This window comes from Enterobacter asburiae (genome assembly GCF_024599655.1).
In the GTDB taxonomy this organism is placed as follows: Bacteria; Pseudomonadota; Gammaproteobacteria; order Enterobacterales; family Enterobacteriaceae; genus Enterobacter; species Enterobacter asburiae_D.
Genome location: NZ_CP102247.1, coordinates 3,877,251 through 3,900,250, shown reverse-complemented (window position 1 = coordinate 3,900,250; position 23,000 = coordinate 3,877,251). Strand labels below are relative to the sequence as shown.

Below are 23,000 nucleotides of genomic sequence, written 5' to 3'. Positions count from 1 at the left end.
CGAAAGCGTCGTGAGGTGTTTATTAAAGTGGGCGGTTTAGCGTCAGGTCATGCAAGAGTGCGGGAGGGGGGGATTCGGGGCAAACGTTTTAATATCAACTGCTTGCCCACGGAATATTAATGTCAGTTTGACGCGGTGAGCACCTGGGCTTTATTAGCGCTCAGTTCTGCCACCAGGTTATTAATCCCGTCACTCATATTGACGAAACGCGTATGCGGGGAGCGGGTGACCACCACAAACGCCCCCACGTTTGACTGCGGGATCATGGCCATATAGGTGATGAATCCACCGCCGCCGCCGGTTTTCTGGATAATACCCGGACGGCCATTTTTTGGCGCCATATAGACCCACCCCATGCCGAGCGCATCGGCTTTACCCGGCACGTCCATCCCGATGACGCGATGCAGCTGAGTACGCTGATAAATCAGGGTCTGCATACGATCGGCCTGGCTGGTGCGAGCGTAGAAATCTGAGGAAAGGAACTGCTGCATCCAGCGCATCATGTCGCCAGGCGTGGAATAGACCCCGCCGCTGCCCACGGCCGCGAGGGTGTTATTACAGGGGCTGGCGCCTTTCTCCGCCACCATCAGGCGACGGCACTGATCCGGAGACGGGGTAAAGGTGGTGTCTTTCATACCCAGCGGACGGGTTATCTGCTCTTCAAACAGCTGCGTGTAGGGTTTACCAGCCGCCGTTGAGAGGGCGTCCGCCAGCAGGTCAAACGCCAGGTTTGAATAAGAGGCCTGAGTACCCGGAGCCGCCTTCAGCGTGGCGGTACTCAGGTAGCTCCAGCGCTGGTCGCGCGTTGGCCAGACAAAGACGTCACGATGCGCCGCCCCGCCTGGCTGCTCGCGCGGCAGGGCGCTGGTGTGGGTGGCAAGGTTCACAAGCCGGATCGGTGTTCCCTGCCAGGTCGGAACCCGGGCGCCCGGAGGCGCGTATTTGCTGAGCGGGTCGTCGAGTTTCACTACGCCCTGGTCGAGCAGTTTCACCAGCATTTCGCTGGTCATCAGCTTGGTTAAGGACGCGATGCGGATAACGGAATCCAGCTGCGGGTGAACGTTATTTCCTGGGCGCGTTTCGCCAAAGCTGCGGAACACACGCTGGTTGCCGTCGATGACGACCATCGCCATCCCGGTCGCGCCGCTGCCGTAATAGATCAGGTTCGCGTAGCGATCGGCAATATCTGAAGCTAAAACGGGTGCCGTCAGCGGTTGGGCTGCCTGGGCGGTAGAAAAGCTCACCGCACACAGCGCGGCAAAAGAGAGCAGACAACGTTTCAACGAAAAGCATCCATGAAGTGAATGAGGAAAGTAATGGGTATTTATACTACTAATCGGAACCGCGCAATGCCCCGAATTGCATAACGATAGCGAGAAAAACGTAACCATGGGTAAATATGAACAATTTACTGACGAGCCATCTCCCATTTTGTGACATCGGGCTTATGATAGGCACCAGTGTCACTCAATCTTACGGAGAACGGTATGTCTGAGAAGCTTGTGGTTATGGTTGTCGATATGCAGAACGGGGTATTTGAAACCCCTCGTCATCAGCACGAAAAGTGTGTCTCTCTGATCAACCAGCTTACGCAGGCAGCCGACAAGGTGATTTTTATTCAGCACACCGAGGACGGGGGCCTGGAAGAGGGAAGTGAAGGGTTCGCGCTGCTGCCTGAACTCCATCAGCCAGCTGACGCGCTTTACGTGACCAAAACCGCCTGCGATGCCTTCTATAACACCGTGCTTGAGGCGCTGCTGCGTGAGCAGGGCATTCGCGAGTTTGTCATCTGCGGCTGCGCCACCGATTACTGCGTCGATGCGACGGTTAAGAACGGCGTCAGCCGGGGTTATCACATCACCGTGGCGGAAGATGCCCACACTACCGCCAATCGCCCGGCGGCAGATGCGCAGATCGTGATTAACCACCACAACGACGTGTGGCGTAACTTCATCGCGCCGGCGAATCCTCTTGCAGTGAAACGCACCGAAACAATTCTCGAAAACTGGAAAGCGAACTAATAATCAACCCTCGGGTCTGACCTTTTTGCCCGGGCCGGGAGGCTGGCTCGGGCACGTTTTTCGTGTGGTAACGTGTTGTGCACAGCAACAGCCATAACAACAAGAAGGAAGCATTATGTTTAAGTCTTTTTTCCCAAAGCCGGGGCCTTTTTTCCTGTCGGCATTTATTTGGGCACTCATCGCTGTCATTTTCTGGCAGGCGGGCGGCGGCGCATGGCTGACGCGCATCACGGGTGCAACGGGCGAGGTGCCGATTAGCGCGGCGCGCTTCTGGTCGCTGAGCTTTGTGGTGTTTTATGCCTACTACACGGTATGTGTGGGGCTGTTCGCTCTCTTCTGGTTTAAATATTCTCCGCATCGTTGGCAGTTTTGGTCGATTTTAGGATCTGCACTGATCATTTTTGTTACCTGGTTCATGGTCGAAGTGAGCGTTGCAATTAATGCATGGTATGCACCCTTCTACGATCTGATCCAAAAAGCACTAAGCGCCCCGAATAAGGTTCCGATTGGTGAACTCTATGCCAGTCTCGTTAGTTTTACTGGCATAGCCATGATTGCAGTAACTGTGGCAGTGCTTAATAATTTCTTCGTTAGCCATTACGTTTTCCGTTGGCGTACTGCTATGAACGAATATTACATGGCAAATTGGCAACGACTGCGGCACATCGAAGGTGCAGCACAGCGTGTACAGGAAGACACCATGCGTTTTGCCTCAACGCTGGAGGACATGGGGGTCAGCTTGCTTAATGCTGTGATGAAACTTATCGCTTTTTTACCGATTTTGATTGCACTTTCACCCCATGTGCCTGAACTTCCAATTGTTGGTCATTTACCCTATGGTTTGGTTATTGCGGCACTAGTCTGGTCTCTTATGGGGACTGGGCTTCTTGCTGTAGTGGGGATCAAATTGCCGGGATTACAATTTAAAAATCAGCGCGTGGAAGCGGCTTACCGTAAAGAGCTTGTTTACGGTGAGGATGACCCATCACGAGCTGCGCCACCAACGGTAAAAGAGTTATTTCAGAACGTCCGTTTTAACTATTTTAAGCTCTACTTCCACTACATGTATTTCAACATAGCCCGCATTTTATATCTTCAGGCCGATACTGTTTTTGGAATAGTCCTGTTGTTCCCGTCAATTGTCGCAGGGACAATTACCTTGGGGTTGATGACCCAAATTACCAACGTGTTCGATCAGGTAAGAAGTTCATTCCAGTACCTGATCAGCTCCTGGACCACCTTGGTAGAACTGATGTCTATCTATAAACGTTTACGTAGTTTTGAACGTGAGCTGGACGATCGTGACCTGCAGGAAGTCACCAACACATTTAGCTAATACAGGAAGTTGCTATGTCTTTTGCCGTACCGCGCGCGTTACCGTTGTCCTTGCTGGCCGCTCTTGTGCTGGCAGGCTGTGCCGAAAAAGGGGCCGCTCCGCTCAAAAAGGGGGAGAAGCCCGTCGATGTGGCGAGCGTAGTGCGGCAGAAAATGCCCGCCAGCGTGAAGGATCGCAACGCGTGGGCAGATGCGCTGGCAAAAACCTTTGAAAGCCAAAAGATCGCGCCGACCGAGGAGAATATCTGCTCGGTGCTGGCGGTGGCGCAGCAGGAGTCAATGTACCAGTCAGACCCGGTGGTGCCGGGTCTGAACAAAATTGCCTGGAAAGAGATCGACCGCCGCGCGGAATCTATGCATATCCCGGTGTTCCTCGTGCATACCGCGCTTAAAATCACCTCGCCTAACGGCAAAAGCTACAGCGAGCGACTGGATGCGGTGAAAACCGAAAAACAGCTTAGCGCCGTCTTTGATGATTTCATCAGTATGGTCCCGATGGGGCAGAAGCTGTTTGGCTCGCTGAACCCGGTACACACCGGTGGCCCGATGCAGGTGAGCATTGCGTTCGCGGAGAAGCATACCGACGGCTACCCGTGGAAAATCGACGGTACCGTGCGCCAGGAGGTCTTCTCCCTGCGCGGTGGGCTGTGGTTCGGCACGTATCATCTGCTGAACTATCCGGCGAACTATGATGAGCCGCTGTACCGCTTTGCCGACTTTAACGCGGGCTGGTATGCCAGCCGTAACGCGGCATTCCAGAGTGCGGTCAGCCGCGCAAGCGGCGTCAAGCTGGCGCTGGACGGCGATCTCATCGCTTACGGCAGCAGCGAGGCGGGAAGCACCGAGCTGGCAGTACGGAAATTATCCAACACGCTTGGCTTGAGCAACAGCGACATTCGTCGTCAGCTTGAAAAAGGCGACAGCCTGGCATTTGAGAAAACGGATCTGTACAAGAAGGTGTTTGCGCTTGCAGAGCAGAAAAGTGGGAAAACGTTACCGAGGGCTATCCTGCCGGGGATCCAGCTGGAAAGCCCGAAGATCACGCGTAACCTCACCACCGCATGGTTCGCAAAACGCGTGGACGATCGCCGGGCTCGCTGTATGGGGCTTTAATGGCGACGGCGAAAGCGCAACACTAACGCCACAACGCCCAGAATCATACATCCCGCGAGGAAGGGGATGAGGCCGAACAGGGTGCTGACACCAAAGCCAATCTCAACTCGCGGACGTCCATTATCCTGTACCTGCATCAGGTGTTCATAAACGCCTGGCGCATGGACCAGCATATTGAGCAGCTGTGAGCCGGCCCAGAAGCAGAACAGGACAAACAGGGCATAAGCAATATTACCCGCCGTGGAGGTTTTTGGTTTGCCGCCAAAAATCGGTTTCGACAATGTAAAGTCAGCCATGTTGACCTCCCGTGGTATCACTCTGTTTTAATACGCTTCTTACAGGGTGAGTTTGACAGGTCATCGCATTTGTCAATATCAGAATCGTGGTAATTTACGCGCCGGAATCCTCCTGGATTGTCGATTTCTGCAGCACATCACAATTTCATCACTTAAGTGAAATTGCGTCGCGTTTCAGAATTTCCGTATCTGCCACAGACCTGGCCGAAAAACTGTGAGAGGATGTCTTTTTTTTCCTGCCGGAGTTGTTATGAAGCTCACGTCCAAACTACGCCGTGACTGGCACTACTACGCCTTTGCTATCGGGCTGATCTTTATTCTTAACGGTGTCGTGGGCCTGCTGGGGTTTGAAGCAAAAGGGTGGCAAACGTATGCCGTCGGGCTGGTGACCTGGGTGATAAGTTTCTGGCTGGCGGGGTTGATTATCCGCCGTCGTCCTGAAGAGACGACAGCGGATGAGGCGGAGTCGGCGAAGCGCGCCGATTAACCGTTTACGGAGCTTTTAAGCGCGCTGTCGGCGGCGTGACGCTCCAGCGCCAGTTCGATCAGGCGGGTGATCAGTTCCGGGTAGCTCAGGCCGCTCGCCTTCCACAGTTTCGGATACATGCTGATGTTAGTGAACCCCGGCAGCGTGTTGATTTCATTGATTACCACCTCGTTTTCCGGCGTCAGGAACACATCCACGCGCGCCATGCCGCAGCAGCCGAGCGCCTGATAAGCGCGAATGGCGATCGCCCGGATCTTATCGTTAATCGCCGGATCGATATCCGCAGGAACGACAACCTGCGCGCCTTTGTCATCAATGTATTTGGTGTCGTACGAGTAGAAGTCGCTGTTTAAGACCACTTCGCCGCAGGTGCTCGCCTGTGGAAAATCGTTGCCCAGCACGGCGCACTCAATTTCACGGCCTTTAATACCCTGTTCAACCACCACTTTATGGTCGAACTCAAACGCCAGACGGACGGCCTGCGTGAACTCTGCTTCGCTGGTGACTTTGCTGACGCCCACGGAAGAGCCCTGATTTGCCGGCTTCACAAACAGCGGCAGACCGAGATCTCCGCTAATTTGCGCGAAGCTGTGCTTGTCGCGGTTGGCGCGGGTGAGGGTCACGAATGGCGCAATGTTCAGCCCGGCATCGCGCAGCAGGCGTTTGGTGACGTCTTTGTCCATGCACGCGGCAGAGCCGAGGACGTCCGAGCCGACGAACGGCAGGTTGGCCATGCGCAGCATTCCCTGCAGGGAACCATCTTCCCCCAGAGTGCCGTGAACGATGGGGAAGACAACGTCGATCTGGGCGAGTGCCTGCGCGTTGCCGGCGTCGATGAGCTGCCCCTTCACGACGCCGGGTACGGTGGCGACGCTCACTTCTGAAGGATTAAGGGCGATGTGTGCCGGATCGTGAGCGTTCAGCAGATACTGGCTGGCATCGTTAACGTGCCACTGGCCCTGTTTATCAATGCCCAGCAGCACCACGTCGAAGCGGCTTTTATCGATCGCATCAACGATATTCTTGGCCGATTGCAATGACACTTCGTGCTCAGCTGATTTTCCCCCAAAGACAATACCTACGCGCTGCTTAGCCATCTCACTCTCTTCCAGTCTGACGAAAAGCCAATAACATACCACGATGCCCGGCGGGTTTCGCGGCCTTCTGCCATAATGTTTTGGGGAATGTTGAGGGGGGGAGAGTGAAAGGAAAAACGCTGCTGACCGTTTTCATCATTGTGGCCTTTGCAACGGTGGGTTACCGCTGGTTGCCGTCCTACTACAACCCTTTCATGCCGCTGACGCTTGACGACCCGCCGGGCCGAATCACCCAGTATAAGCTTCGGCACTTAACTCCCGAGGCGTGCGCGAGCCTGCTGTCGCAGGCTAACCAAAGAGATCTCATCCGCACCCAGTCGGTGGCCGACAGCGGCGGCGCGTGTCCGCTTAACAACGTCGTGCGCGTGCGCGACTTCGGCCCGGTCGGCCTGAACAGCAGCTTTCTTGCCAGCTGTCCGCTGGCGCTCGGCTCTGCGCTGTTTATCAGCCAGCAGGCCCGGCCGCTGACAAAACGCTATACGGGCAGCGACCTGGCGCGCATCGATCACCTCGGCAGCTTTGCCTGCCGCAATATTTACCACCGCCCTGACGCGCGACGCAGTGAACATGCCACGGCTGAGGCGCTGGATGTCGCCGCTTTTCGGCTGGCGAACGGGGAACGCGTCACGGTGCTGAACGGCTGGAAGGCGGCAACAACGCAGCCCTGGCTGAAGGCAATGCTGGCGGCAAGCTGCGGCTACTACGGAAACGGCCTCGGGCCGGAGTATAACGCGGCGCATGCCAACCATTTTCATCTGGGAATGCGCGGTTTCGGACTCTGTCGGTGAAGCATAATATTCCGCCAGAAAATGGATGAATTGTGACTTATTTCACAAATATGATGACTGGGAAGATAAAACACCAAAGTCAGTCAGGCCGCATCTCTGGTGCGACGTCAAAACGCGTAACTTGCTAATCTGTAGGCGAATTCGCCTAAAAATGAAGACTATTTCTTTATGGAATCCTGGAAAGTTAATCTCATCTCGGTCTGGTTCGGCTGCTTCTTTACCGGGCTCGCCATCAGCCAGATCCTGCCGTTCCTGCCGCTGTACGTCTCGCAGCTGGGGGTGACTTCGCATGAAGCGCTCTCCATGTGGTCCGGCCTGACGTTCAGCGTCACGTTTCTGGTCTCCGCCATTGTGTCACCGATGTGGGGCAGCCTGGCGGATCGGAAAGGCCGAAAACTGATGCTGCTGCGCGCCTCGCTCGGGATGGCGATTGCCATTCTGCTGCAGGCCTTCGCCACCAACGTCTGGCAGCTGTTTTTCCTGCGCGCGGTGATGGGGCTGACGTCCGGGTACATTCCGAATGCCATGGCGCTGGTCGCCTCTCAGGTGCCGCGCGAGCGTAGCGGCTGGGCGCTGAGTACGCTCTCCACGGCGCAGATCAGCGGCGTCATCGGCGGTCCGCTGTTGGGGGGCTTTCTGGCGGACCACGTCGGGCTGCGCGCGGTATTTATCATCACCGCGATCCTGCTGGTGATCAGTTTTCTGGTCACGCTCTTTCTTATCAAAGAGGGGGGCCGCCCGGTTATCAGTAAATCTGAACGCCTGAGCGGCAAGGCCGTCTTCGCCTCGTTGCCCTATCCGGGACTGATGATCAGCCTGTTTGTGACCACTATGGTTATCCAGCTCTGTAACGGTTCGGTCGGTCCGATTCTGGCGCTGTTTATCAAGTCGATGGAGCCGGAAAGTACAAATATCGCTTTTCTGAGCGGCATGATTGCCGCCGTGCCGGGCGTATCCGCTCTGATTTCCGCACCGCGTCTGGGAAAACTGGGTGACAGGATCGGCACGGCGCGCATCCTGATGGCGACGCTGATCTTTGCGGTCGTGCTCTTCTTCGCGATGTCGTTTGTCACCTCTCCGCTTCAGCTTGGCGTATTGCGATTTCTGCTCGGGTTTGCTGATGGCGCAATGTTGCCCGCGGTACAGACCCTGCTGGTTAAATATTCCAGCGACCAGGTGACGGGGCGTATCTTTGGATATAACCAGTCATTTATGTATCTGGGGAATGTTGCCGGTCCGCTTATTGGCGCATCCGTTTCCGCGATGGCCGGTTTTCGTTGGGTATTTGCGGCCACGGCGATTGTCGTTTTAATCAATATTATCCAGCTGGCTATTGCGCTGCGTCGCCGCAGACAAATGGCGGAAGCGAAATCGTCGAGATAATCGTTTCACTGATGTATTATATATTATTATAGTAGCCGCATTTTTATATAACGAAATGCGGCGTTTTTTTATAGAAAAACGTTTCGCTCACCGCGACGGCCCTTTATTTTCATTCCTGCGTCACTTTTGCATACTCTAATAAATTTCTTCTCTTTGCATTATGGATTCAGAATGCTAACTTCAGACAAAACTGAAAAAGGAACTGGCACGATGAAAAATCTCATTGCTGAATTGCTGGTCAAGCTGGCACAAAAGGAAGAAGAGTCAAAAGAGCTGGTCGCCCAGGTCGAAGCGCTGGAAATTGTGGTCACCGCGCTGCTGCGACAAATGGCGAAAACCGATCAACAGGCGTTGATTGAGAGTGTGGAAGGCGCGCTGGACAGCGTCAGGCCTGAATCACAGGTTCCGGTTGAGGATGCCGAGATGCTCCACCAGTACGTAAAGAAGCTGTTAAGGCATCCGCGCAGCTAAACCGTCATAGGACGTAACGACGTGTCATAGAATTGTCATGCAGGATGCCTATAGTCGCTCTGTTTTTATTTTTATGTATTTGTACATGGAGAAAATAAATTGAAACAGAGCGCACTTTTCATCGCATTACTTCCCCTGTTAATTACCCCTGCCATTTATGCCGATACTGCCCAAACCAGCGTGCTGGATAATCGTGCGGCAAAAGGGGATATCACCCAGCCTGGCGGCGCACGCCGTTTATCAGAAGATCAAACTGCCGCTATTCGCGCTTCGCTGAATGATAAGCCGGCGAAAAATATTATTCTGCTGATTGGCGATGGAATGGGCGATTCCGAAATCACGGCGGCGCGAAATTATGCCGAGGGTGCGGGCGGCTTTTTTAAAGGCATCGACGCATTGCCGCTGACCGGACAATATACCCATTACGCGCTGGATAAAAAAACCGGTAAACCGGATTACGTAACGGACTCCGCGGCCTCTGCAACGGCGTGGTCCACCGGCGTGAAAACCTATAATGGCGCGCTGGGTGTGGATATTCACGAAAAAGATCATCAAACCCTTCTGGAGATGGCAAAAGCGGCGGGGCTGGCGACCGGCAACGTCTCTACCGCTGAACTTCAGGATGCGACGCCCGCGGCGCTGGTGGCGCACGTGACCTCGCGTAAATGCTACGGCCCGACAGTGACCAGCGAAAAATGCCCAACGAACGCGCTGGAAAAAGGCGGCAAAGGGTCGATTACGGAACAGCTGCTGAACGCGCGTCCTGACGTGACCCTGGGCGGCGGCGCGAAAACCTTCGCAGAAACCGCGACGGCGGGCGAGTGGCAGGGCAAAACGCTGCGCGAGCAGGCGCAGGCCCGCGGCTATCAGCTGGTGAGTGACGCCAGTTCGCTGGCAGCAATTACCGACGCGAACCAGGACAAACCGCTGCTGGGGTTATTCTCTGAAGGCAACATGCCCGTGCGCTGGGAAGGACCAAAGGCCTCTTATCACGGCAATATCGATAAACCTGCCGTGACCTGCACCCCGAACCCGAAACGCACGGACAGCGTGCCGACGCTGGCGGCGATGACCGATAAAGCCATCTCTCTGCTGAGCAAGAGCGAAAAAGGGTTCTTCCTGCAGGTAGAAGGCGCGTCGATCGATAAGCAGGATCATGCGGCGAACCCGTGCGGTCAGATTGGCGAAACCGTCGATCTGGACGAAGCGGTGCAGAAGGCGCTTGAGTTTGCGAAAAAAGACGGCAATACCCTGGTGATCGTCACCGCGGACCATGCGCACGCCAGCCAGATCATTCCGCCAGATACCAAAGCCCCTGGCCTGACGCAGGCGCTGAATACCAAAGATGGTGCCGTTATGGTGCTGAGCTATGGAAACTCTGAAGAAGAGTCCATGGAGCATACGGGCACCCAGCTGCGCATTGCAGCCTACGGTCCGCACGCGGCAAACGTGGTAGGCCTGACCGATCAAACGGATCTGTTCTACACCATGAAGGTGGCGCTGGGTCTTAAATGATAAAATCCCGGCGGAAATCACATCTGCCGGGTGGTTTTTTTCCTGTCACGAACCAGACTTACAGGGAATGTTCACAAAAGGATGGTGCAATGAAAACAACATTACTGGTTACTCTGCTCTCCGGCCTGTTCCTGGTCGCATCGGCGAACGCGGAAGAGAAAACGCTAACGCCGCAACAACAGCGTATGACCACCTGTAATCAACAGGCGACGTCTCAGAGTCTGAAGGGAGATGCCCGCAAGACCTACATGAGCGACTGCCTTAAAAACGGTGCCGCGAAACCGGCTGAAAAAAGCCTGACGCCACAGCAGCAAAAAATGCGCGAGTGTAATGCGAAAGCGACCGAGCAGTCCCTGAAAGGGGACGATCGCAGCAAGTTCATGAGTGCTTGCCTGAAGAAAAAAGTGTAGTTCTAACGGGTGAGCGGCTTCGGCGGCTCACCCGAAATTTCATACTTTCCCCGCAGACCCCCTCTCTATAATTTGGGAAATTGTTTCAGAATATTCCCAAAAATGATGAATGATGAAACGTATTACAACAAAAAGCGCATTCGGGAAGAGTGGAATTTAACCCTTTCTCAGGATGACCCTCACCGCGCCGGCATTCAGTTTGCCCGGCGAGTTCGGCTGGCGCGCGCCGTCGGGCTGGCGGCGATGTTTTTTTCGATTGCAGGGATGCTGGTCACCCATTTTTTACCCGGCGGCTGGTGGCTTTTACTGGTGGGGTGGGCGTTCGTCTGGCCCCATTTCGCCTGGCAGCTATCCTGCCGTGCCGCTTCACCTCATCAGCAGGAAATTTTTAATCTTAAAATCGATGCCATTATTGCCGGGCTCTGGATCGGCGTGATGGGGATGAATGCGTTACCCACGGCAGCGCTGGTGATGATGGTGGGGATGAATATGATGGGCTCCGGGGGCTGTCGCCTGTTCATCCCTGGGATCCTGTTGACGCTGCTCTCCGCGCTGGTGACCCTGCCGCTCGTCGGGAAGGTGGCCGTCTTCAACCCCGACCCCGTGGAGTGGGGCTTAACGCTGCCCGTACTCATGCTTTATCCCATGCTGTTTGCCTGGCTCAGCCACCGCACCGCCGTCAGGCTTGCGGAGCACAAGCGGCGGCTGGAAATGATGAGCACTCGCGACGGCATGACCGGGGTCTTTAACCGCCGACACTGGGAAATGCTGCTGCGAAATGAATTTGAGCACTGTCGGCGCGACCACAGCACCGCCACGATACTGCTGATTGATATCGACCACTTTAAAAACATCAACGACACCTGGGGACACGACGTGGGCGACGAGGCGATCGTTGCGATTACGCGTCAGCTCCAGCGGTCAGTGCGGTCAGGCGATGCGATCGGCCGGTTTGGCGGGGATGAGTTTGCGGTGATCATGTCGCAGACGGCGGCGGAAAGCGCCATCGCCGTGATGTCGCGGCTGCATGAGCGGCTGGAAAAGCTGACGTTACCGTGCGCGCCAAAAGAAGCGCTGCGCATCAGCGTCGGCGTTGCCCCCTGGGGACCGCAGTTTGGACACTATCGGGAATGGCTGAAGGCGGCTGACGTGGCGTTGTATAAGGCGAAAAATGCCGGACGCGGCCGCACCGAAGTGGCGGCCTGACGCCCGACCGAGAGGATCAGGATTTACTCAGCTTCTCCGATTTTTCCATGCATTTTGCCATCGCTTCAATGACCGCCGAGCGGAACCCGCGCTCTTCCAGCACCCGCACCGCTTCGATGGTGGTACCGCCTGGGGAGCAGACCATATCCTTCAGCTCGCCCGGGTGTTTGCCGGTTTCCAGCACCATTTTGGCGGAGCCCATGACGGCCTGCGCGGCGAACTTATACGCCTGCGCGCGCGGCATTCCGCCAAGCACGGCGGCATCCGCCATCGCTTCTAAGAACATGAAAACATAGGCAGGGGCTGAGCCGCTCACGCCAACCACCGGATGGATCATCGATTCGGCTATCACTTCAGCTTCACCGAAGCAGCGGAAAATGTTCAGCACATCGGCCACTTCTTCCGTCGTCACCAGCGCGTTAGGCGTGACGGAGGTCATGCCAGCGTTGACCAGCGAAGGAGTGTTGGGCATCGCGCGGACGATTTTACGATCGTGACCCAGCGCGCGCGCCAGCTGATCGAGCGTGACGCCCGCGGCAATCGACACGACCAGCGTCTCTTTATTCAGGCTGGAGGTGATATCGCTCAGCACTTTGATCATGATGTTTGGCTTGACGGCGCCAAAGACGATATCGGCGACCTGGGCCACTTCCTGTGCGCTAACGGCTGCGTTGATCCCGTATTGATCGCGCAACGCGGCGACCTTGTCCGGTGACGGGGTATAGACCCAAATCTGACCCGGCAGCACCTGCCCGCTGGCGATCAGACCGCCCAGGATGGCTTTGCCCATGTTACCGCAGCCGATAAACCCGATTTTCTTGTCCATCACGATTCTCCGTCATTATGCGTTGTTTTCTCTGATTGATAGCTTAACAACGAAATGCAGGCGACAATAGTCGACAGAGTCATTATGGGGAGACAATATGGCGATTTGGGTTGATGCGGACGCGTGTCCGAATGTGATTAAAGAGATTTTGTTTCGCGCCGCCGAGCGCGTTCAGATGCCGCTGACGCTGGTGGCAAACCAGAATATTCGCGTACCGCCTTCGCGGTTCATCCGCTCTTTGCGCGTGCCGGCCGGGTTCGACGTGGCGGATAACGAAATTGTTCGCCTGTGCAGCGCGGAGGATCTGGTGATCACGGCGGATATTCCGCTGGCCGCCGAAGTGCTGGAGAAAGGGGCGGCGGCGCTCAATCCGCGCGGGGAACGTTATTCGCCTTCGACCATTCGGGAAAAGCTCACCATGCGCGATTTTATGGATACGATGCGGGCCAGCGGCGTGCAGACCGGTGGACCGGACAGCCTGTCCCAGCGCGATCGCCAGCAGTTTGCTGCCGAGCTGGATAAATGGCTGCTGGAAGTGAAGCGCCGCACAGCGTAATGATAATTATTGTCAATTTGTGGTACAGTGTGGCCTCCACAGGGTTGTCATCCCGTACCGCTTTGCAGTAAAGTAATCGCAACATCTTCTGCAATTATTTCTTTACACTCTTCAGCCATTCGGCATCAAGGGGAACACCTGGCATGACCCAACCCATCTTTTTAGTTGGCCCCCGCGGCTGTGGGAAAACCACCGTTGGCCTGGAGCTGGCACGCGTGTGTCATCGCCAGTTTGTTGATACCGACCACTGGCTGCAAACCGAGGCCGGAAAAACCATCGCTGAGATCGTTGAGCAAGAGGGATGGGAGAGCTTTCGCGCACGCGAAACCGCCGCGCTGAAAGCGGTCACTACCCCGTCTGCCGTGATCGCGACCGGGGGTGGCATTGTTCTGGCGGAGTGTAATCGTCACTTTATGCGCGAAAAGGGGATTGTGATTTATCTCAGCGCGCCGGTGTCGGCTCTCGTGGGGCGTCTGGAAGCGTTTCCGGAAGAGGGGCAGCGCCCCGCGCTGACCTCCAGGCCGCTCAACGAAGAAGTGAGTGAAGTGCTGGCCGAACGCGATGCGTTATACCGCGAGGCGGCTCACCACGTGGTGGATGCGTCAGCGTCTCCCGAAGACGTTGTGATTCAGATTATTACCGCCCTGCGTTTGGCTTGTGCCAGCTAACCGGCGTCTATACTTATAGCTCAGACATAAAAAAAGGATGAGCTATGCCAACCAGACCTCCCTATCCGCGTGAAGCGCGCATTGTTACCGTTGAAAAAGGCCATACGGGCCATACCGTGACCTGGTATCAACTGCGTGCCGATCACCCCAAACCGGACTCGCTGATCAGTGAACACGAGACTGAACAGGAAGCGCTGGACGCGAAACGGCGCTACGAAGATCCCGATAAAACCTGAATGTTTTCCTAAACGCTCCAATATCGTGCCTGAATCACACTTTTTACTCATCGGGAAAGTTAAGCAGGAGTTAATATTTAGTTATTACAAGTAACTCCGGTATCGGCAGGCGATCTTTACATTTCGATGTCGGGATCACCTGCTACGCTATGTGCTGTTTTGTTGAAAAAATGAACTGTGCAGCGTAGTGAGCCTGTACCTGTGTACACGATGTTGGAGTAATGGAAGGCGATAAAAATGAAGGCAACGTTGGCGATCCTCACCATTGGTGTGGTCCCTGTAAGCGAAGTGTTACCGCTCTTAACCGAGCATGTATCTGAACAACAGATAACGCATCTCAGCCTGCTGGGGAAGATGAGTCGGGAAGAGGTCATGGAAGACTACGCTGTCGAGGCGGGGGAGGATCCCCTGGCGACGTTATTAAGTGACGGTAAACTGGCGCACGTTTCGCGCCAGAAAATCGAGCGCTCGCTGCAGGGCGTGATAGAAGTGCTCGATAATCAAGGTTACGACGTTATTTTGCTGATGAGTACCGCACCCATTAAGGGGCTTACGGCGCGTAATGCGATTTTGCTGGAGCCGATGCGGATCATTCCACCGCTGGTGGCCTCTATCGTTGATGGTCATCAGGTGGGTGTGATTGTTCCCATTGAGGAGCTCATGGATAACCAGGAGGCAAAATGGCAGGTGTTGGAAAAAGTGCCCTTGTACGCGCTGGCAAATCCGTTCTGGGACAGTGAGGCCAAGCTCATTGCTGCCGGGAAGGAACTGCTTGAGAGAGGGGCGGACGTCTTGATCCTGGACTGCCTGGGTTTCCACCAGCATCATCGGGACCTGCTGCAAAAAGCGCTGGATGTGCCCGTGCTGTTATCCAACGTTCTGATGGCTCGCCTGGCCTCGGAACTCCTCATGTAATGATTTTGCGTGACAGGTGATGAGCATGGCCCCTATAGTGAATTTTTATCTATAAATATAAGGGCCAGTTCATGCTTCAAAGTAACGAATACTTTTCCGGTAAAGTGAAATCCATTGGTTTTACCAGCAGCAGCACTGGTCGCGCCAGTGTCGGCGTAATGGCGGAAGGGGAATACACCTTCGGCACGGCGGAAGCTGAAGAAATGACGGTCGTCAGCGGGGCGCTGAACGTCTTACTGCCGGGTGAAACGGAATGGAAAGTTTACGCTGCCGGGCAAGTTTTCAACGTCCCTGGCCACAGCGAATTTCATTTGCAGGTGGCAGAACCCACCTCTTATCTGTGCCGCTACCTGAAATAATCTTTTTCCCTCTCCCCTTTGGGGAGAGGGTCAGGGTGAGGGGGAATTATCTCTGCGCTTCGCCGCCGAGACCTTCCACCAGATTCTGAATCAACGCGGCCAGCTCGCCGGTCATCAGGATGAAGTCCGCGTCAAAACGCTGGGCGTAATCTTCCCTGTCGATATCTTCGTTCTGATCGCGCAGCTCGTCGCAGAACTTCAGACGCTTCACGGATCCGTCGTCGCACATCACGAACTGAATACGCTGCTGCCAGTCGAGCGCCAGTTTAGTGACCACTTTACCCGCTTCGATGTGTACGGCGATTTCGTCGCTCACCAGATCCTGCTTCTTCGCGCGGATCACGCCGCCATCTTCCAGCAGGGCTTTCAGCTCGGCTTCATCAAGAATCTGGAAACCCTGTGCCGCAGCACCGCTGCGTACCCATTCGGTCAGCGTCAGCTCGATCGGCGTTTCAAGCGCCAGCGGAACGACCGGTAAAGAGCCGATGCTTTTGCGCAGCAGGGCCAGCGTATCTTCTGCTTTCTTGGCGCTGGCGCAGTCCACCATGATCAGCCCGTTGACGGTGTCGATCCACATCATAGTCTGGCTGAAGCGGCTGAAGGCGCGCGGCAGCAGGGAGTGCAGCACTTCGTCTTTCAGCGAATCTTTTTCGGTCTTTTTCAGCTTGCGGCCTTGTTCGGCTTCCAGCTTGAAAATTTTCGCTTCGAGCGCCTGCTTAACCACCGGCGTCGGCAGGATTTTCTCTTCTTTACGGGCGCAGACGATGATTTGACCCGTGCTGCTGGCGTGGGTCAGTGCATCGCTTTGTGAACCCATTGGCGGAACCCAACCGGTTTTCGCCATATCCTGGCTACCGCAAGGGGAAAAGGTATAAGCGGCTAACTGTTTTTCCATCTCTTCTGCACGCAGCGAAACGTCGCGGCTGAGACGGTAAACCATCAAATTTTTGAACCACAGCATGATAATTTCCACGGCCTTGTCGTTAAATCAGCGGGCATGATAACGAATTGTCGCATCGCTTGCATTGCTAATCGGGAAGCGTGCTTCTACTCTGTTGATAATCAAAATAATGAGGAGAGTCTTGTGCGTATTGGGATCGATTTGGGCGGCACCAAAACAGAAGTCATCGCACTGAGCGAGCAGGGGGAGCAGCTGTTTCGCCATCGTCTGCCGACGCCGCGCGATGATTATCACCAGACTATCGAGACGATTGCCAGACTGGTTGAGATGGCCGAGCAGGCGACAGGGCAAACCGGCAGCGTCGGGATGGGGATCCCGGGGTCGATCTCGCCGTATACCGGAGTGGTTAAAAATGCTAACTCCACCTGGCTCAACGGTCAGCCGTTTGATAAGGATTTGAGCCAGCGTCTAAACCGGGAAGTGCGTCTGGCCAACGACGCCAACTGTCTGGCGGTCTCTGAGGCCATCGACGGCGCGGCGGCCGGTGCCCAGACCGTGTTTGCCGTGATCGTCGGTACCGGCTGCGGTGCGGGCGTGGCGTTCGGCGGGCGCGCCCATATCGGCGGCAACGGTACCGCGGGCGAGTGGGGACACAACCCGCTGCCGTGGATGGATGAAGATGAGCTTAAATACCGCGCTGAGGTGCCGTGCTACTGCGGAAAGCAAGGCTGTATTGAGACGTTTATCTCCGGCACCGGGTTTGCGACCGACTACCACCGTCTGAGCGGCCAGCCGCTCAAGGGCAACGAAATCATGCGTCTGGTCGAAGAACAGGATCCCGTCGCCGAGCTGGCGCTTAGCCGCTACGAAATGCGGCTGGCGAAATCCCTGGCGCACGTGGTGAATATTCTCGATCCGGACGTGATTGTGCTCGGCGGCGGCATGAGCAACGTTGACCGGCTGTACGCCACGGTGCCGAACCTGGTGAAACAGTGGGTGTTCGGCGGCGAGTGTGAAACCCCGATCCGCAAAGCCGTCCACGGTGACTCCAGCGGCGTGCGCGGCGCGGCGTGGTTGTGGCCGGTAAATTCGTAGGCCCGGTAAGCGAAGCGCCACCGGGCGAATTCAGGCAGCCGCAAAAAAAAGCCGGGTGGCGGCTACGCCTTACCCGGCCTACAGATGGAGTGGACCTTTACTGCACCGCAAATTCTCTGTCCAGCCTGCTATACCCCAGCCCGTTGATCTTCTTCACCTTGATCTGCACCGGAATGCGCTCTTTCATCGCCTCAACGTGGCTGATCACGCCGATGGTTTTCCCGGTGGCGTTCAGCGCGTCGAGCGCATCCAGCGCGGTATCCAGCGTTTCACTGTCGAGCGTGCCGAACCCTTCATCCAGGAACAGGGAATCGATCCGCGTCTTATGACTCACCAGGTCGGAAAGGGCCAGCGCCAGTGCCAGGCTGACCAGGAAACTCTCGCCGCCGGAGAGGGTGCGGGTATCGCGCACCGCGTCCGCCTGCCACGTATCGACCACTTCCAGCTCCAGCGCGTCGCTGGCCTTACGCTGCAGCAGATAGCGCCCGTGCAGGCGGTTAAGCTGCTGGTTAGCAAGCCAGACAAGATTGTCCAGCGTCAGCCCCTGCGCGAACTTACGGAACTTGTCGCCGGTGCTGGAGCCAATCAGCGCGTTCAGATAACCCCAGTCGTCCGCCTGGCGCGCGGCCTCTTCAATTTGCTGCATCAACGCCAGCTGGTGCTGACGGTTATCGCTGTCCTGCTTAAGCTGCTGGCGGATCTCGCCCTGATGCGTAGTGTTCTCGCGAAGCCGCTGCGCCAGCAGCTGCAGCTGGCTTTGTAGCGCAGGAGCATCGGCATCGAGCCCTTCCGGCCGCAGCGCCAGATGATCCTGCAGCTGCTGGTTAGCCTGGCCGGAAAGGGCCGCGGCCTGCTGTATCTGGCTTTCCAGCGACTGTTTCAGCTGTTCGAGGCGGCGAATAGCGTCGTCATCCAGCAGCGCGGCAAGGAACGCGTCCCGATCGGCAAAACAGCTCGCTGTGAGCGCCGCGGTGAACTGCGTCTGCGACTGCTGCAGGCGCTCTTGCTCCAGCTTTTCCTGCTGCTCCTGCGCGGTGAGCTGGCTCTGTAGCGACACGCATTCGTCGTGCACGTCGCGCCAGCCGTCCGGAATGGCCGGTTCGGCCTCTTCGCCGTGCGTGTCCGGAAGCGTGTCGAGCAGCGGCTTGAGAGCGTTTATGCGTTCCAGAAGCACGCCGTGCTGCGTTTGTTTCTCCTGCCACTGCGCGAATTCCGCTTCGCGGGCGTGCAGCCAGGCGGCTTCATTGCCGTCTTCAGGTACGTTAAGCGATAGCGAGAGCAGGGTGTGTTCCAGCGCCTGGCGCGCGGCCGTCAGCTGCTGCTGATACTGTCGCTCCTGCACTTCCTGCTCGTTCAACTGGTTTTGCAGGGTCAGACGCTGGCTGAGCTGATAAAGCTGGCGGTCGTACTGTTCCTGCTCGTTCATCCATGGCGTGATATCTTCCTGAATATTCAACGCGATGTTCAGGGAAGTGCAGGCTTCCATCCACTCTTTAGTGAGCGCTTGCTCTTCCTGAGAGAGAGTCTGCGCTTCGTCTGACTCGCGCTGGATCTGCTGTGTCAGGGCATTAACTTGTCCCAGCACCAGCAGGCCTTCCTCTTTAAGGGCGGCGACCTCTTTTTCCAGGGCATCACGGCGGCGCTGGTTATCCGTCAGCTCAAGCGACTGGTATTGCGCAACGGCGGGATGCTCGCTGGAGCCGCACAGTGGACAGGGTTTGCCTGCCTCAAGCCGGGAACGATAGCTTTCCAGGTCTTTAATCGTCGCTTCACGTTCGCACAGGGCCTTCAGGTCCAGATAGTGCTGGTGTTTCTCTTTGTACTGCTGGCGGCGCAGCGTCAGCGTTTCATTGAGTTTATTTTGATCGGCCTGGGCCTTCTGCACGCTTTCACCGCTCTGGCGCAGGCGCTTTTGCAGCGGCTGATAGCGGGCATGCAGCGACGTTAGCCGCTGGCGCAGCGTGCGTGACCGGGACTGCTGCTCCATGGCCGCGCTGACCTCATCCGCCGTCAGTGTCAGCGCATTTTCCGGCATCTCGGCCAGCCTGTTGCGTAATTCGCTCATCCGCGCAGCAAGCGAGGCTAACTGCGTTTTATCGCGGTTAAGCTGCGAGAGCTGGGCACGCCAGCCGGCAATCTCCTGCCCCAGCAGGCGAAAGCGCTCGTGCTCCGCCAGCCACTGCGCCAGCGCCGTCAGTTCGGTCTGAAGCTGCTGATGATTCCGCTGGGCGGTATGACGGATCCGCGCGCGCAGTGAGGTTTTGGCTTGTAAGCGAGTATTTACTTCGATAATTCGCTGTTGGGTTTGCGTCAGACGCGCGGTCTGCTCCTGCAGGTACGCCCAAAGCGGTCGAAGCTGGGCGGCGGGCAGAGCAAGCTGGAGCTTTGCCAGCTCCGGTGCAGCGTTCGTCAGCGCCTGTTGCGCCTGCTGCTGCATCGCGGTGACGCGCTGTTGCTCAAGCACGAGCTCGTCATGGCGCGTAAGCCACTGAAAATCTTTCTGCTGGCTTTGCTGCTGAACCAGCAGGGTTTTCTCTTCGTCAGTAAGTGCCTGCAAACTTTGCTGTAACTGCTGCTGTTGCTCTTCGCTCAACAGCACGACGCCCGCCGCCTGCGCCTCGCACTTTTCAAGCACGCTGCGGGCGGCTTTGTGTTTTTCAAACACCATGGCGGAAATCTGTCCGTAGATCTCGGTGCCGGTCAGCTCTTCCAGCAGCTCGGCGCGATCGCTCGGTTTGGCATTAAGGAAGGCGGCAAACTGCCCCTGTGAGAGCAGCATTGAGCGGGTAAAGCGGCCATAGTCCAGCCCGGTGAGCGCGGCGGTTTGCTCCAGTTTATCCGTCACTTTGTCGGCCAGGATTTTGCCATCTTCGCAGCGCGCCAGCTCCACGCGCGGCGCCTGCAGGTTTCCGTCCGGCTGGTTGCGCGCGCGGTTCTGGCTCCAGAAGGCGCGATAGGCGGTGCCTTTTACCTCAAATTCCACTTCCGCCAGACACTCGGCGGTGTCGCGCGTCATCAGGTCGTTTTGCGCCTGAGAAACCTTCTGCAGTCGCGGCGTTTCGTGATAAAGCGCCAGACAGATGGCGTCAAGCAGGGTGGTTTTACCTGCCCCGGTCGCGCCGGTGATGGCAAACAGACCGTTGCTGGCAAACGGCTCCGCGGTAAAGTCAATTTTCCACTCGCCCTTGAGGGAGTTGAGATTTTTCAGGCGCAGGCTCAAAATTTTCATGCGTTTTCTTCCTCATCATTGAGCGCATGCAGTGTATGGCTGAACAGTTCGCTGAGTCTTGCGCGCTTCGCGTCGTCAATTTCCTCCTGCGAGAGCCTGCGTTCAAACACCTCTTCAACCCGCAGCTCACTGAGCGTTTCGCGTTGAGCGCTTAACAGAATTTTCTCGCGCTGCTCGCGGCTGCGGCGTACCAGTAAGACTTCGACGGGCAAATCTTCCGTCAGCGCCTGAATTTTACGCTGCATATCGTGCAGGTAGTCATCGGTGGTGATTTCGATATCCAGCCAGACGGGCGGGTTAAGCGCCGCGCCACGCCACTGCTCAAGCCGGGCGGTAATGGCGTCGAGATCGCCCTTAAGCACCGCCAGCGGCTGGGTGACGGGCACCTCCAGCGTCTCTACGGCGCGGAGTTTGCCCCCGGAGAAGCTCACCAGATGGACGGATTTGGCCTTGCCCGTTTCGTCAAAGCTGAGCGAAAGAGGCGAGCCGCAGTAGCGGATATGCTCGCTGCCGCCGACGATCTGCGCCCGGTGTATGTGCCCGAGCGCGATGTAGTCGGCTGGCGGGAAGTTTTGCGCCGGAAAGGCGTCCAGCGTACCGATATAGATGTCACGTACGGCGTCACTTTTACTGGCCCCGACGGTGGTGAGATGTCCGGTCGCAATCACCGGAATCGGCTGGTCGCCGCGCAGGGCGCAGGCATCGGCGTGCTGCTGGTGATAATAGTCGGTGATGGCCTGTAACAGATGCTGTTGCTTTTCGCCGCCGGAAAGTCCCGCCTGGCTTTGCACAATATCGCGCGGACGCAAAAACGGAATGGGGCACAGCACCGCCCCCGGCGTGCCGTCGTGTTTTTTCAGGATCTGCGGGGCGTGCCCGGCGCTGGCGACGACGGTAGTATTGAGAAATGCCAGGATGTCGCGGGATTCATTCAGCGTCGCGACGGAATCATGGTTGCCGGCGACAATCACCAGATGACAGCCGGTTTGCTGCAGATTCACCACGAAGCGGTTATACAGTTCACGCGCATAGCTGGGGGGCGAGCCGGTATCAAAGATGTCACCCGCCACAATAATCGCGTCCACCTCTTGCGTTCGGGCCGTTTCCAGCAGCCAGTTCAGGAAGGCTTCATGTTCAGCCGCACGGCTTTTGCTGTAAAAATTTTGACCCAGATGCCAGTCCGAGGTGTGAAGTATGCGCATAGCTGATCCGTGGCAAAAAAGAGAAAGCAGGATTATAAACGTTCAGAGACGGGAAAATAACCGCTGTAATAAAACAACGGTTTGCCCGTTATCGTGGTACTGTTTTTCATAAATCTGTCATAAATCTGACGCATAATGGCGCCGAATTACAAACTTGTAACTTAAATAAGATAAGACAGGGCAAAGTATGGCGAGACGTATTCTGGTCGTAGAAGATGAAGCTCCAATTCGTGAAATGGTGTGCTTCGTGCTCGAGCAAAACGGCTTCCAGCCGGTTGAAGCGGAAGATTATGACAGCGCAGTGAACCAGCTGAATGAACCCTGGCCCGATCTGATTCTGCTGGACTGGATGTTGCCCGGCGGCTCCGGACTGCAGTTTATCAAACACCTGAAGCGCGAGGCGCTGACCCGCGACATCCCGGTTGTGATGCTCACGGCGCGCGGAGAAGAAGAGGATCGCGTTCGCGGTCTGGAGACCGGCGCGGACGATTACATTACTAAACCGTTCTCCCCAAAAGAGCTGGTTGCCCGCATTAAAGCCGTGATGCGCCGTATTTCGCCGATGGCGGTGGAAGAGGTAATTGAGATGCAGGGGCTGAGCCTTGACCCCACCTCACACCGCGTGATGACCGGTGAAAATCCCCTCGACATGGGGCCTACCGAATTTAAACTCCTGCACTTCTTTATGACCCACCCGGAACGCGTGTACAGCCGCGAGCAGTTGCTGAATAACGTCTGGGGAACTAACGTGTATGTCGAAGACCGGACGGTTGACGTACATATTCGCCGCCTGCGAAAAGCACTGGAACTGAGCGGCCACGATCGCATGGTGCAGACGGTCCGCGGCACGGGTTATCGTTTTTCTACCCGTTTCTGAACAATGACAGGAGT

General features: G+C 56.4%; 24 protein-coding genes. 17 read left to right on the top strand and 7 right to left on the bottom strand.

Annotated features, from left to right (window positions below; genetic code table 11):
• Positions 1–122: 122 nt before the first annotated feature.
• Entirely contained in the window at positions 123–1,283 is a 1,161-nt protein-coding gene (ampH, locus tag NQ230_RS18620) for a D-alanyl-D-alanine-carboxypeptidase/endopeptidase AmpH (protein WP_159515589.1), read from the bottom strand.
• Positions 1,284–1,487: 204 nt separating this feature from the next.
• Between ampH and NQ230_RS18615 the strand changes: the two genes are divergently transcribed.
• The 3 genes from NQ230_RS18615 to NQ230_RS18605 all read left to right on the top strand — a co-directional run bounded on the left by NQ230_RS18615 (position 1,488) and on the right by NQ230_RS18605 (position 4,469).
• Complete coding sequence (locus NQ230_RS18615) at positions 1,488–2,021, top strand: isochorismatase family protein (protein WP_257258590.1); 534 nt, start codon at positions 1,488–1,490, stop codon at positions 2,019–2,021.
• A gap of 115 nt (positions 2,022–2,136) precedes the next feature.
• Entirely contained in the window at positions 2,137–3,357 is a 1,221-nt protein-coding gene (sbmA, locus tag NQ230_RS18610; RefSeq protein ID WP_121425616.1) for a peptide antibiotic transporter SbmA, read from the top strand.
• A gap of 14 nt (positions 3,358–3,371) precedes the next feature.
• Positions 3,372–4,469, top strand: a complete 1,098-nt coding sequence (locus NQ230_RS18605; RefSeq protein WP_121425615.1) for a DUF1615 domain-containing protein — start codon at positions 3,372–3,374, stop codon at positions 4,467–4,469.
• Here the strand turns inward: NQ230_RS18605 and NQ230_RS18600 are convergent.
• A complete protein-coding gene (locus NQ230_RS18600) occupies positions 4,466–4,765 on the bottom strand; it encodes a DUF2755 family protein (RefSeq protein WP_021241681.1) in 300 nt (99 codons plus the stop codon). The genes NQ230_RS18605 and NQ230_RS18600 overlap by 4 nt on opposite strands.
• Positions 4,766–5,015: 250 nt before the next feature.
• Here NQ230_RS18600 and NQ230_RS18595 point away from each other — a divergent pair, with 250 nt between their 5' ends.
• The gene (locus tag NQ230_RS18595) at positions 5,016–5,252 is read left to right on the top strand and encodes a DUF2754 domain-containing protein (RefSeq protein WP_023334666.1); all 237 of its coding nucleotides are present in this window, start codon (positions 5,016–5,018) and stop codon (positions 5,250–5,252) included.
• On the opposite strand, the gene ddlA is transcribed toward NQ230_RS18595, so the two are convergent.
• Positions 5,249–6,349, bottom strand: a complete 1,101-nt coding sequence (gene ddlA, locus NQ230_RS18590) for a D-alanine--D-alanine ligase (protein ID WP_121425614.1) — start codon at positions 6,347–6,349, stop codon at positions 5,249–5,251. The genes NQ230_RS18595 and ddlA overlap by 4 nt on opposite strands.
• 104 nt (positions 6,350–6,453) lie before the next feature.
• Here ddlA and NQ230_RS18585 point away from each other — a divergent pair, with 104 nt between their 5' ends.
• From NQ230_RS18585 to adrA, 6 genes are all read left to right on the top strand, one after another.
• Complete coding sequence (locus tag NQ230_RS18585) at positions 6,454–7,137, top strand: extensin-like domain-containing protein (protein ID WP_257258587.1); 684 nt, start codon at positions 6,454–6,456, stop codon at positions 7,135–7,137.
• A gap of 168 nt (positions 7,138–7,305) precedes the next feature.
• Entirely contained in the window at positions 7,306–8,520 is a 1,215-nt protein-coding gene (locus tag NQ230_RS18580; RefSeq protein ID WP_159515594.1) for a multidrug efflux MFS transporter, read from the top strand.
• Positions 8,521–8,730: 210 nt separating this feature from the next.
• The gene (gene iraP / locus NQ230_RS18575; protein WP_024906786.1) at positions 8,731–8,991 is read left to right on the top strand and encodes an anti-adapter protein IraP; all 261 of its coding nucleotides are present in this window, start codon (positions 8,731–8,733) and stop codon (positions 8,989–8,991) included.
• Between the two features lie 99 nt (positions 8,992–9,090).
• Positions 9,091–10,506 (top strand): alkaline phosphatase, encoded by a 1,416-nt coding sequence (gene phoA, locus NQ230_RS18570; protein WP_257258586.1) that lies wholly within the window; start codon positions 9,091–9,093, stop codon positions 10,504–10,506.
• An 89-nt stretch (positions 10,507–10,595) separates the two neighbouring features.
• On the top strand, positions 10,596–10,916 hold the full coding sequence (gene psiF, locus NQ230_RS18565) for a phosphate starvation-inducible protein PsiF (protein WP_023334671.1): 321 nt from the start codon (positions 10,596–10,598) through the stop codon (positions 10,914–10,916).
• A gap of 102 nt (positions 10,917–11,018) precedes the next feature.
• Positions 11,019–12,122: a diguanylate cyclase AdrA gene (gene adrA, locus NQ230_RS18560; RefSeq protein ID WP_159515596.1), complete on the top strand. Its 1,104-nt coding sequence runs from the start codon at positions 11,019–11,021 to the stop codon at positions 12,120–12,122.
• A gap of 16 nt (positions 12,123–12,138) precedes the next feature.
• On the opposite strand, the gene proC is transcribed toward adrA, so the two are convergent.
• Positions 12,139–12,948 carry a pyrroline-5-carboxylate reductase gene (proC, locus tag NQ230_RS18555; protein ID WP_023334673.1) on the bottom strand — a complete coding sequence of 270 codons (810 nt, stop codon included), beginning with the start codon at positions 12,946–12,948 and terminating at the stop codon, positions 12,139–12,141.
• Positions 12,949–13,045: 97 nt separating this feature from the next.
• Here proC and NQ230_RS18550 point away from each other — a divergent pair, with 97 nt between their 5' ends.
• The 5 genes from NQ230_RS18550 (at position 13,046) to ppnP (ending at position 15,682) form a co-directional block, all read left to right on the top strand.
• Positions 13,046–13,504 carry a YaiI/YqxD family protein gene (locus tag NQ230_RS18550; RefSeq protein ID WP_010428006.1) on the top strand — a complete coding sequence of 153 codons (459 nt, stop codon included), beginning with the start codon at positions 13,046–13,048 and terminating at the stop codon, positions 13,502–13,504.
• Between the two features lie 143 nt (positions 13,505–13,647).
• Positions 13,648–14,172 carry a shikimate kinase AroL gene (gene aroL, locus NQ230_RS18545; RefSeq protein WP_032639634.1) on the top strand — a complete coding sequence of 175 codons (525 nt, stop codon included), beginning with the start codon at positions 13,648–13,650 and terminating at the stop codon, positions 14,170–14,172.
• 44 nt (positions 14,173–14,216) lie between these two features.
• Positions 14,217–14,408 carry a protein YaiA gene (yaiA, locus tag NQ230_RS18540; protein ID WP_032661588.1) on the top strand — a complete coding sequence of 64 codons (192 nt, stop codon included), beginning with the start codon at positions 14,217–14,219 and terminating at the stop codon, positions 14,406–14,408.
• A 237-nt stretch (positions 14,409–14,645) separates the two neighbouring features.
• Positions 14,646–15,323, top strand: a complete 678-nt coding sequence (locus NQ230_RS18535) for an AroM family protein (protein ID WP_023334676.1) — start codon at positions 14,646–14,648, stop codon at positions 15,321–15,323.
• Positions 15,324–15,394: 71 nt separating this feature from the next.
• Positions 15,395–15,682 carry a pyrimidine/purine nucleoside phosphorylase gene (ppnP, locus tag NQ230_RS18530; protein ID WP_008503270.1) on the top strand — a complete coding sequence of 96 codons (288 nt, stop codon included), beginning with the start codon at positions 15,395–15,397 and terminating at the stop codon, positions 15,680–15,682.
• 46 nt (positions 15,683–15,728) lie between these two features.
• Here the strand turns inward: ppnP and rdgC are convergent, their stop codons facing one another.
• Positions 15,729–16,643: a recombination-associated protein RdgC gene (gene rdgC, locus NQ230_RS18525; protein WP_023310540.1), complete on the bottom strand. Its 915-nt coding sequence runs from the start codon at positions 16,641–16,643 to the stop codon at positions 15,729–15,731.
• A gap of 123 nt (positions 16,644–16,766) precedes the next feature.
• Between rdgC and mak the strand changes: the two genes are divergently transcribed.
• Positions 16,767–17,678 carry a fructokinase gene (mak, locus tag NQ230_RS18520; protein WP_193941827.1) on the top strand — a complete coding sequence of 304 codons (912 nt, stop codon included), beginning with the start codon at positions 16,767–16,769 and terminating at the stop codon, positions 17,676–17,678.
• Between the two features lie 97 nt (positions 17,679–17,775).
• Here mak and sbcC read toward each other — a convergent pair whose 3' ends face one another.
• Positions 17,776–20,907, bottom strand: coding sequence for an exonuclease subunit SbcC (gene sbcC / locus NQ230_RS18515; protein ID WP_257258581.1), 3,132 nt, complete (start codon positions 20,905–20,907; stop codon positions 17,776–17,778).
• Positions 20,904–22,109 carry an exonuclease subunit SbcD gene (gene sbcD / locus NQ230_RS18510; protein WP_257258579.1) on the bottom strand — a complete coding sequence of 402 codons (1,206 nt, stop codon included), beginning with the start codon at positions 22,107–22,109 and terminating at the stop codon, positions 20,904–20,906. The genes sbcC and sbcD overlap by 4 nt, the downstream gene beginning before the upstream one ends.
• Before the next feature lie 187 nt (positions 22,110–22,296).
• Between sbcD and phoB the strand changes: the two genes are divergently transcribed.
• Positions 22,297–22,986 carry a phosphate response regulator transcription factor PhoB gene (gene phoB, locus NQ230_RS18505; RefSeq protein ID WP_008503265.1) on the top strand — a complete coding sequence of 230 codons (690 nt, stop codon included), beginning with the start codon at positions 22,297–22,299 and terminating at the stop codon, positions 22,984–22,986.
• Positions 22,987–23,000 lie beyond the last annotated feature (14 nt).

Excerpts from the sequence above, each read along its gene's own strand:
- iraP (WP_024906786.1), top strand. The coding sequence starts at position 8,731 with ATGAAAAATCTCATTGCTGAATTGCTGGTCAAGCTGGCACAAAAGGAA.
- phoB (WP_008503265.1), top strand. The coding sequence starts at position 22,297 with ATGGCGAGACGTATTCTGGTCGTAGAAGATGAAGCTCCAATTCGTGAA.
- ddlA (WP_121425614.1), bottom strand. The coding sequence starts at position 6,349 with ATGGCTAAGCAGCGCGTAGGTATTGTCTTTGGGGGAAAATCAGCTGAG.
- rdgC (WP_023310540.1), bottom strand. The coding sequence starts at position 16,643 with ATGCTGTGGTTCAAAAATTTGATGGTTTACCGTCTCAGCCGCGACGTT.
- proC (WP_023334673.1), bottom strand. The coding sequence starts at position 12,948 with ATGGACAAGAAAATCGGGTTTATCGGCTGCGGTAACATGGGCAAAGCC.
- NQ230_RS18615 (WP_257258590.1), top strand. The coding sequence starts at position 1,488 with ATGTCTGAGAAGCTTGTGGTTATGGTTGTCGATATGCAGAACGGGGTA.
- NQ230_RS18595 (WP_023334666.1), top strand. The coding sequence starts at position 5,016 with ATGAAGCTCACGTCCAAACTACGCCGTGACTGGCACTACTACGCCTTT.
- yaiA (WP_032661588.1), top strand. The coding sequence starts at position 14,217 with ATGCCAACCAGACCTCCCTATCCGCGTGAAGCGCGCATTGTTACCGTT.
- NQ230_RS18535 (WP_023334676.1), top strand. The coding sequence starts at position 14,646 with ATGAAGGCAACGTTGGCGATCCTCACCATTGGTGTGGTCCCTGTAAGC.
- NQ230_RS18600 (WP_021241681.1), bottom strand. The coding sequence starts at position 4,765 with ATGGCTGACTTTACATTGTCGAAACCGATTTTTGGCGGCAAACCAAAA.
- ppnP (WP_008503270.1), top strand. The coding sequence starts at position 15,395 with ATGCTTCAAAGTAACGAATACTTTTCCGGTAAAGTGAAATCCATTGGT.
- NQ230_RS18605 (WP_121425615.1), top strand. The coding sequence starts at position 3,372 with ATGTCTTTTGCCGTACCGCGCGCGTTACCGTTGTCCTTGCTGGCCGCT.
- aroL (WP_032639634.1), top strand. The coding sequence starts at position 13,648 with ATGACCCAACCCATCTTTTTAGTTGGCCCCCGCGGCTGTGGGAAAACC.
- sbmA (WP_121425616.1), top strand. The coding sequence starts at position 2,137 with ATGTTTAAGTCTTTTTTCCCAAAGCCGGGGCCTTTTTTCCTGTCGGCA.
- psiF (WP_023334671.1), top strand. The coding sequence starts at position 10,596 with ATGAAAACAACATTACTGGTTACTCTGCTCTCCGGCCTGTTCCTGGTC.
- sbcC (WP_257258581.1), bottom strand. The coding sequence starts at position 20,907 with ATGAAAATTTTGAGCCTGCGCCTGAAAAATCTCAACTCCCTCAAGGGC.
- sbcD (WP_257258579.1), bottom strand. The coding sequence starts at position 22,109 with ATGCGCATACTTCACACCTCGGACTGGCATCTGGGTCAAAATTTTTAC.
- adrA (WP_159515596.1), top strand. The coding sequence starts at position 11,019 with ATGATGAATGATGAAACGTATTACAACAAAAAGCGCATTCGGGAAGAG.
- NQ230_RS18580 (WP_159515594.1), top strand. The coding sequence starts at position 7,306 with ATGGAATCCTGGAAAGTTAATCTCATCTCGGTCTGGTTCGGCTGCTTC.
- NQ230_RS18550 (WP_010428006.1), top strand. The coding sequence starts at position 13,046 with ATGGCGATTTGGGTTGATGCGGACGCGTGTCCGAATGTGATTAAAGAG.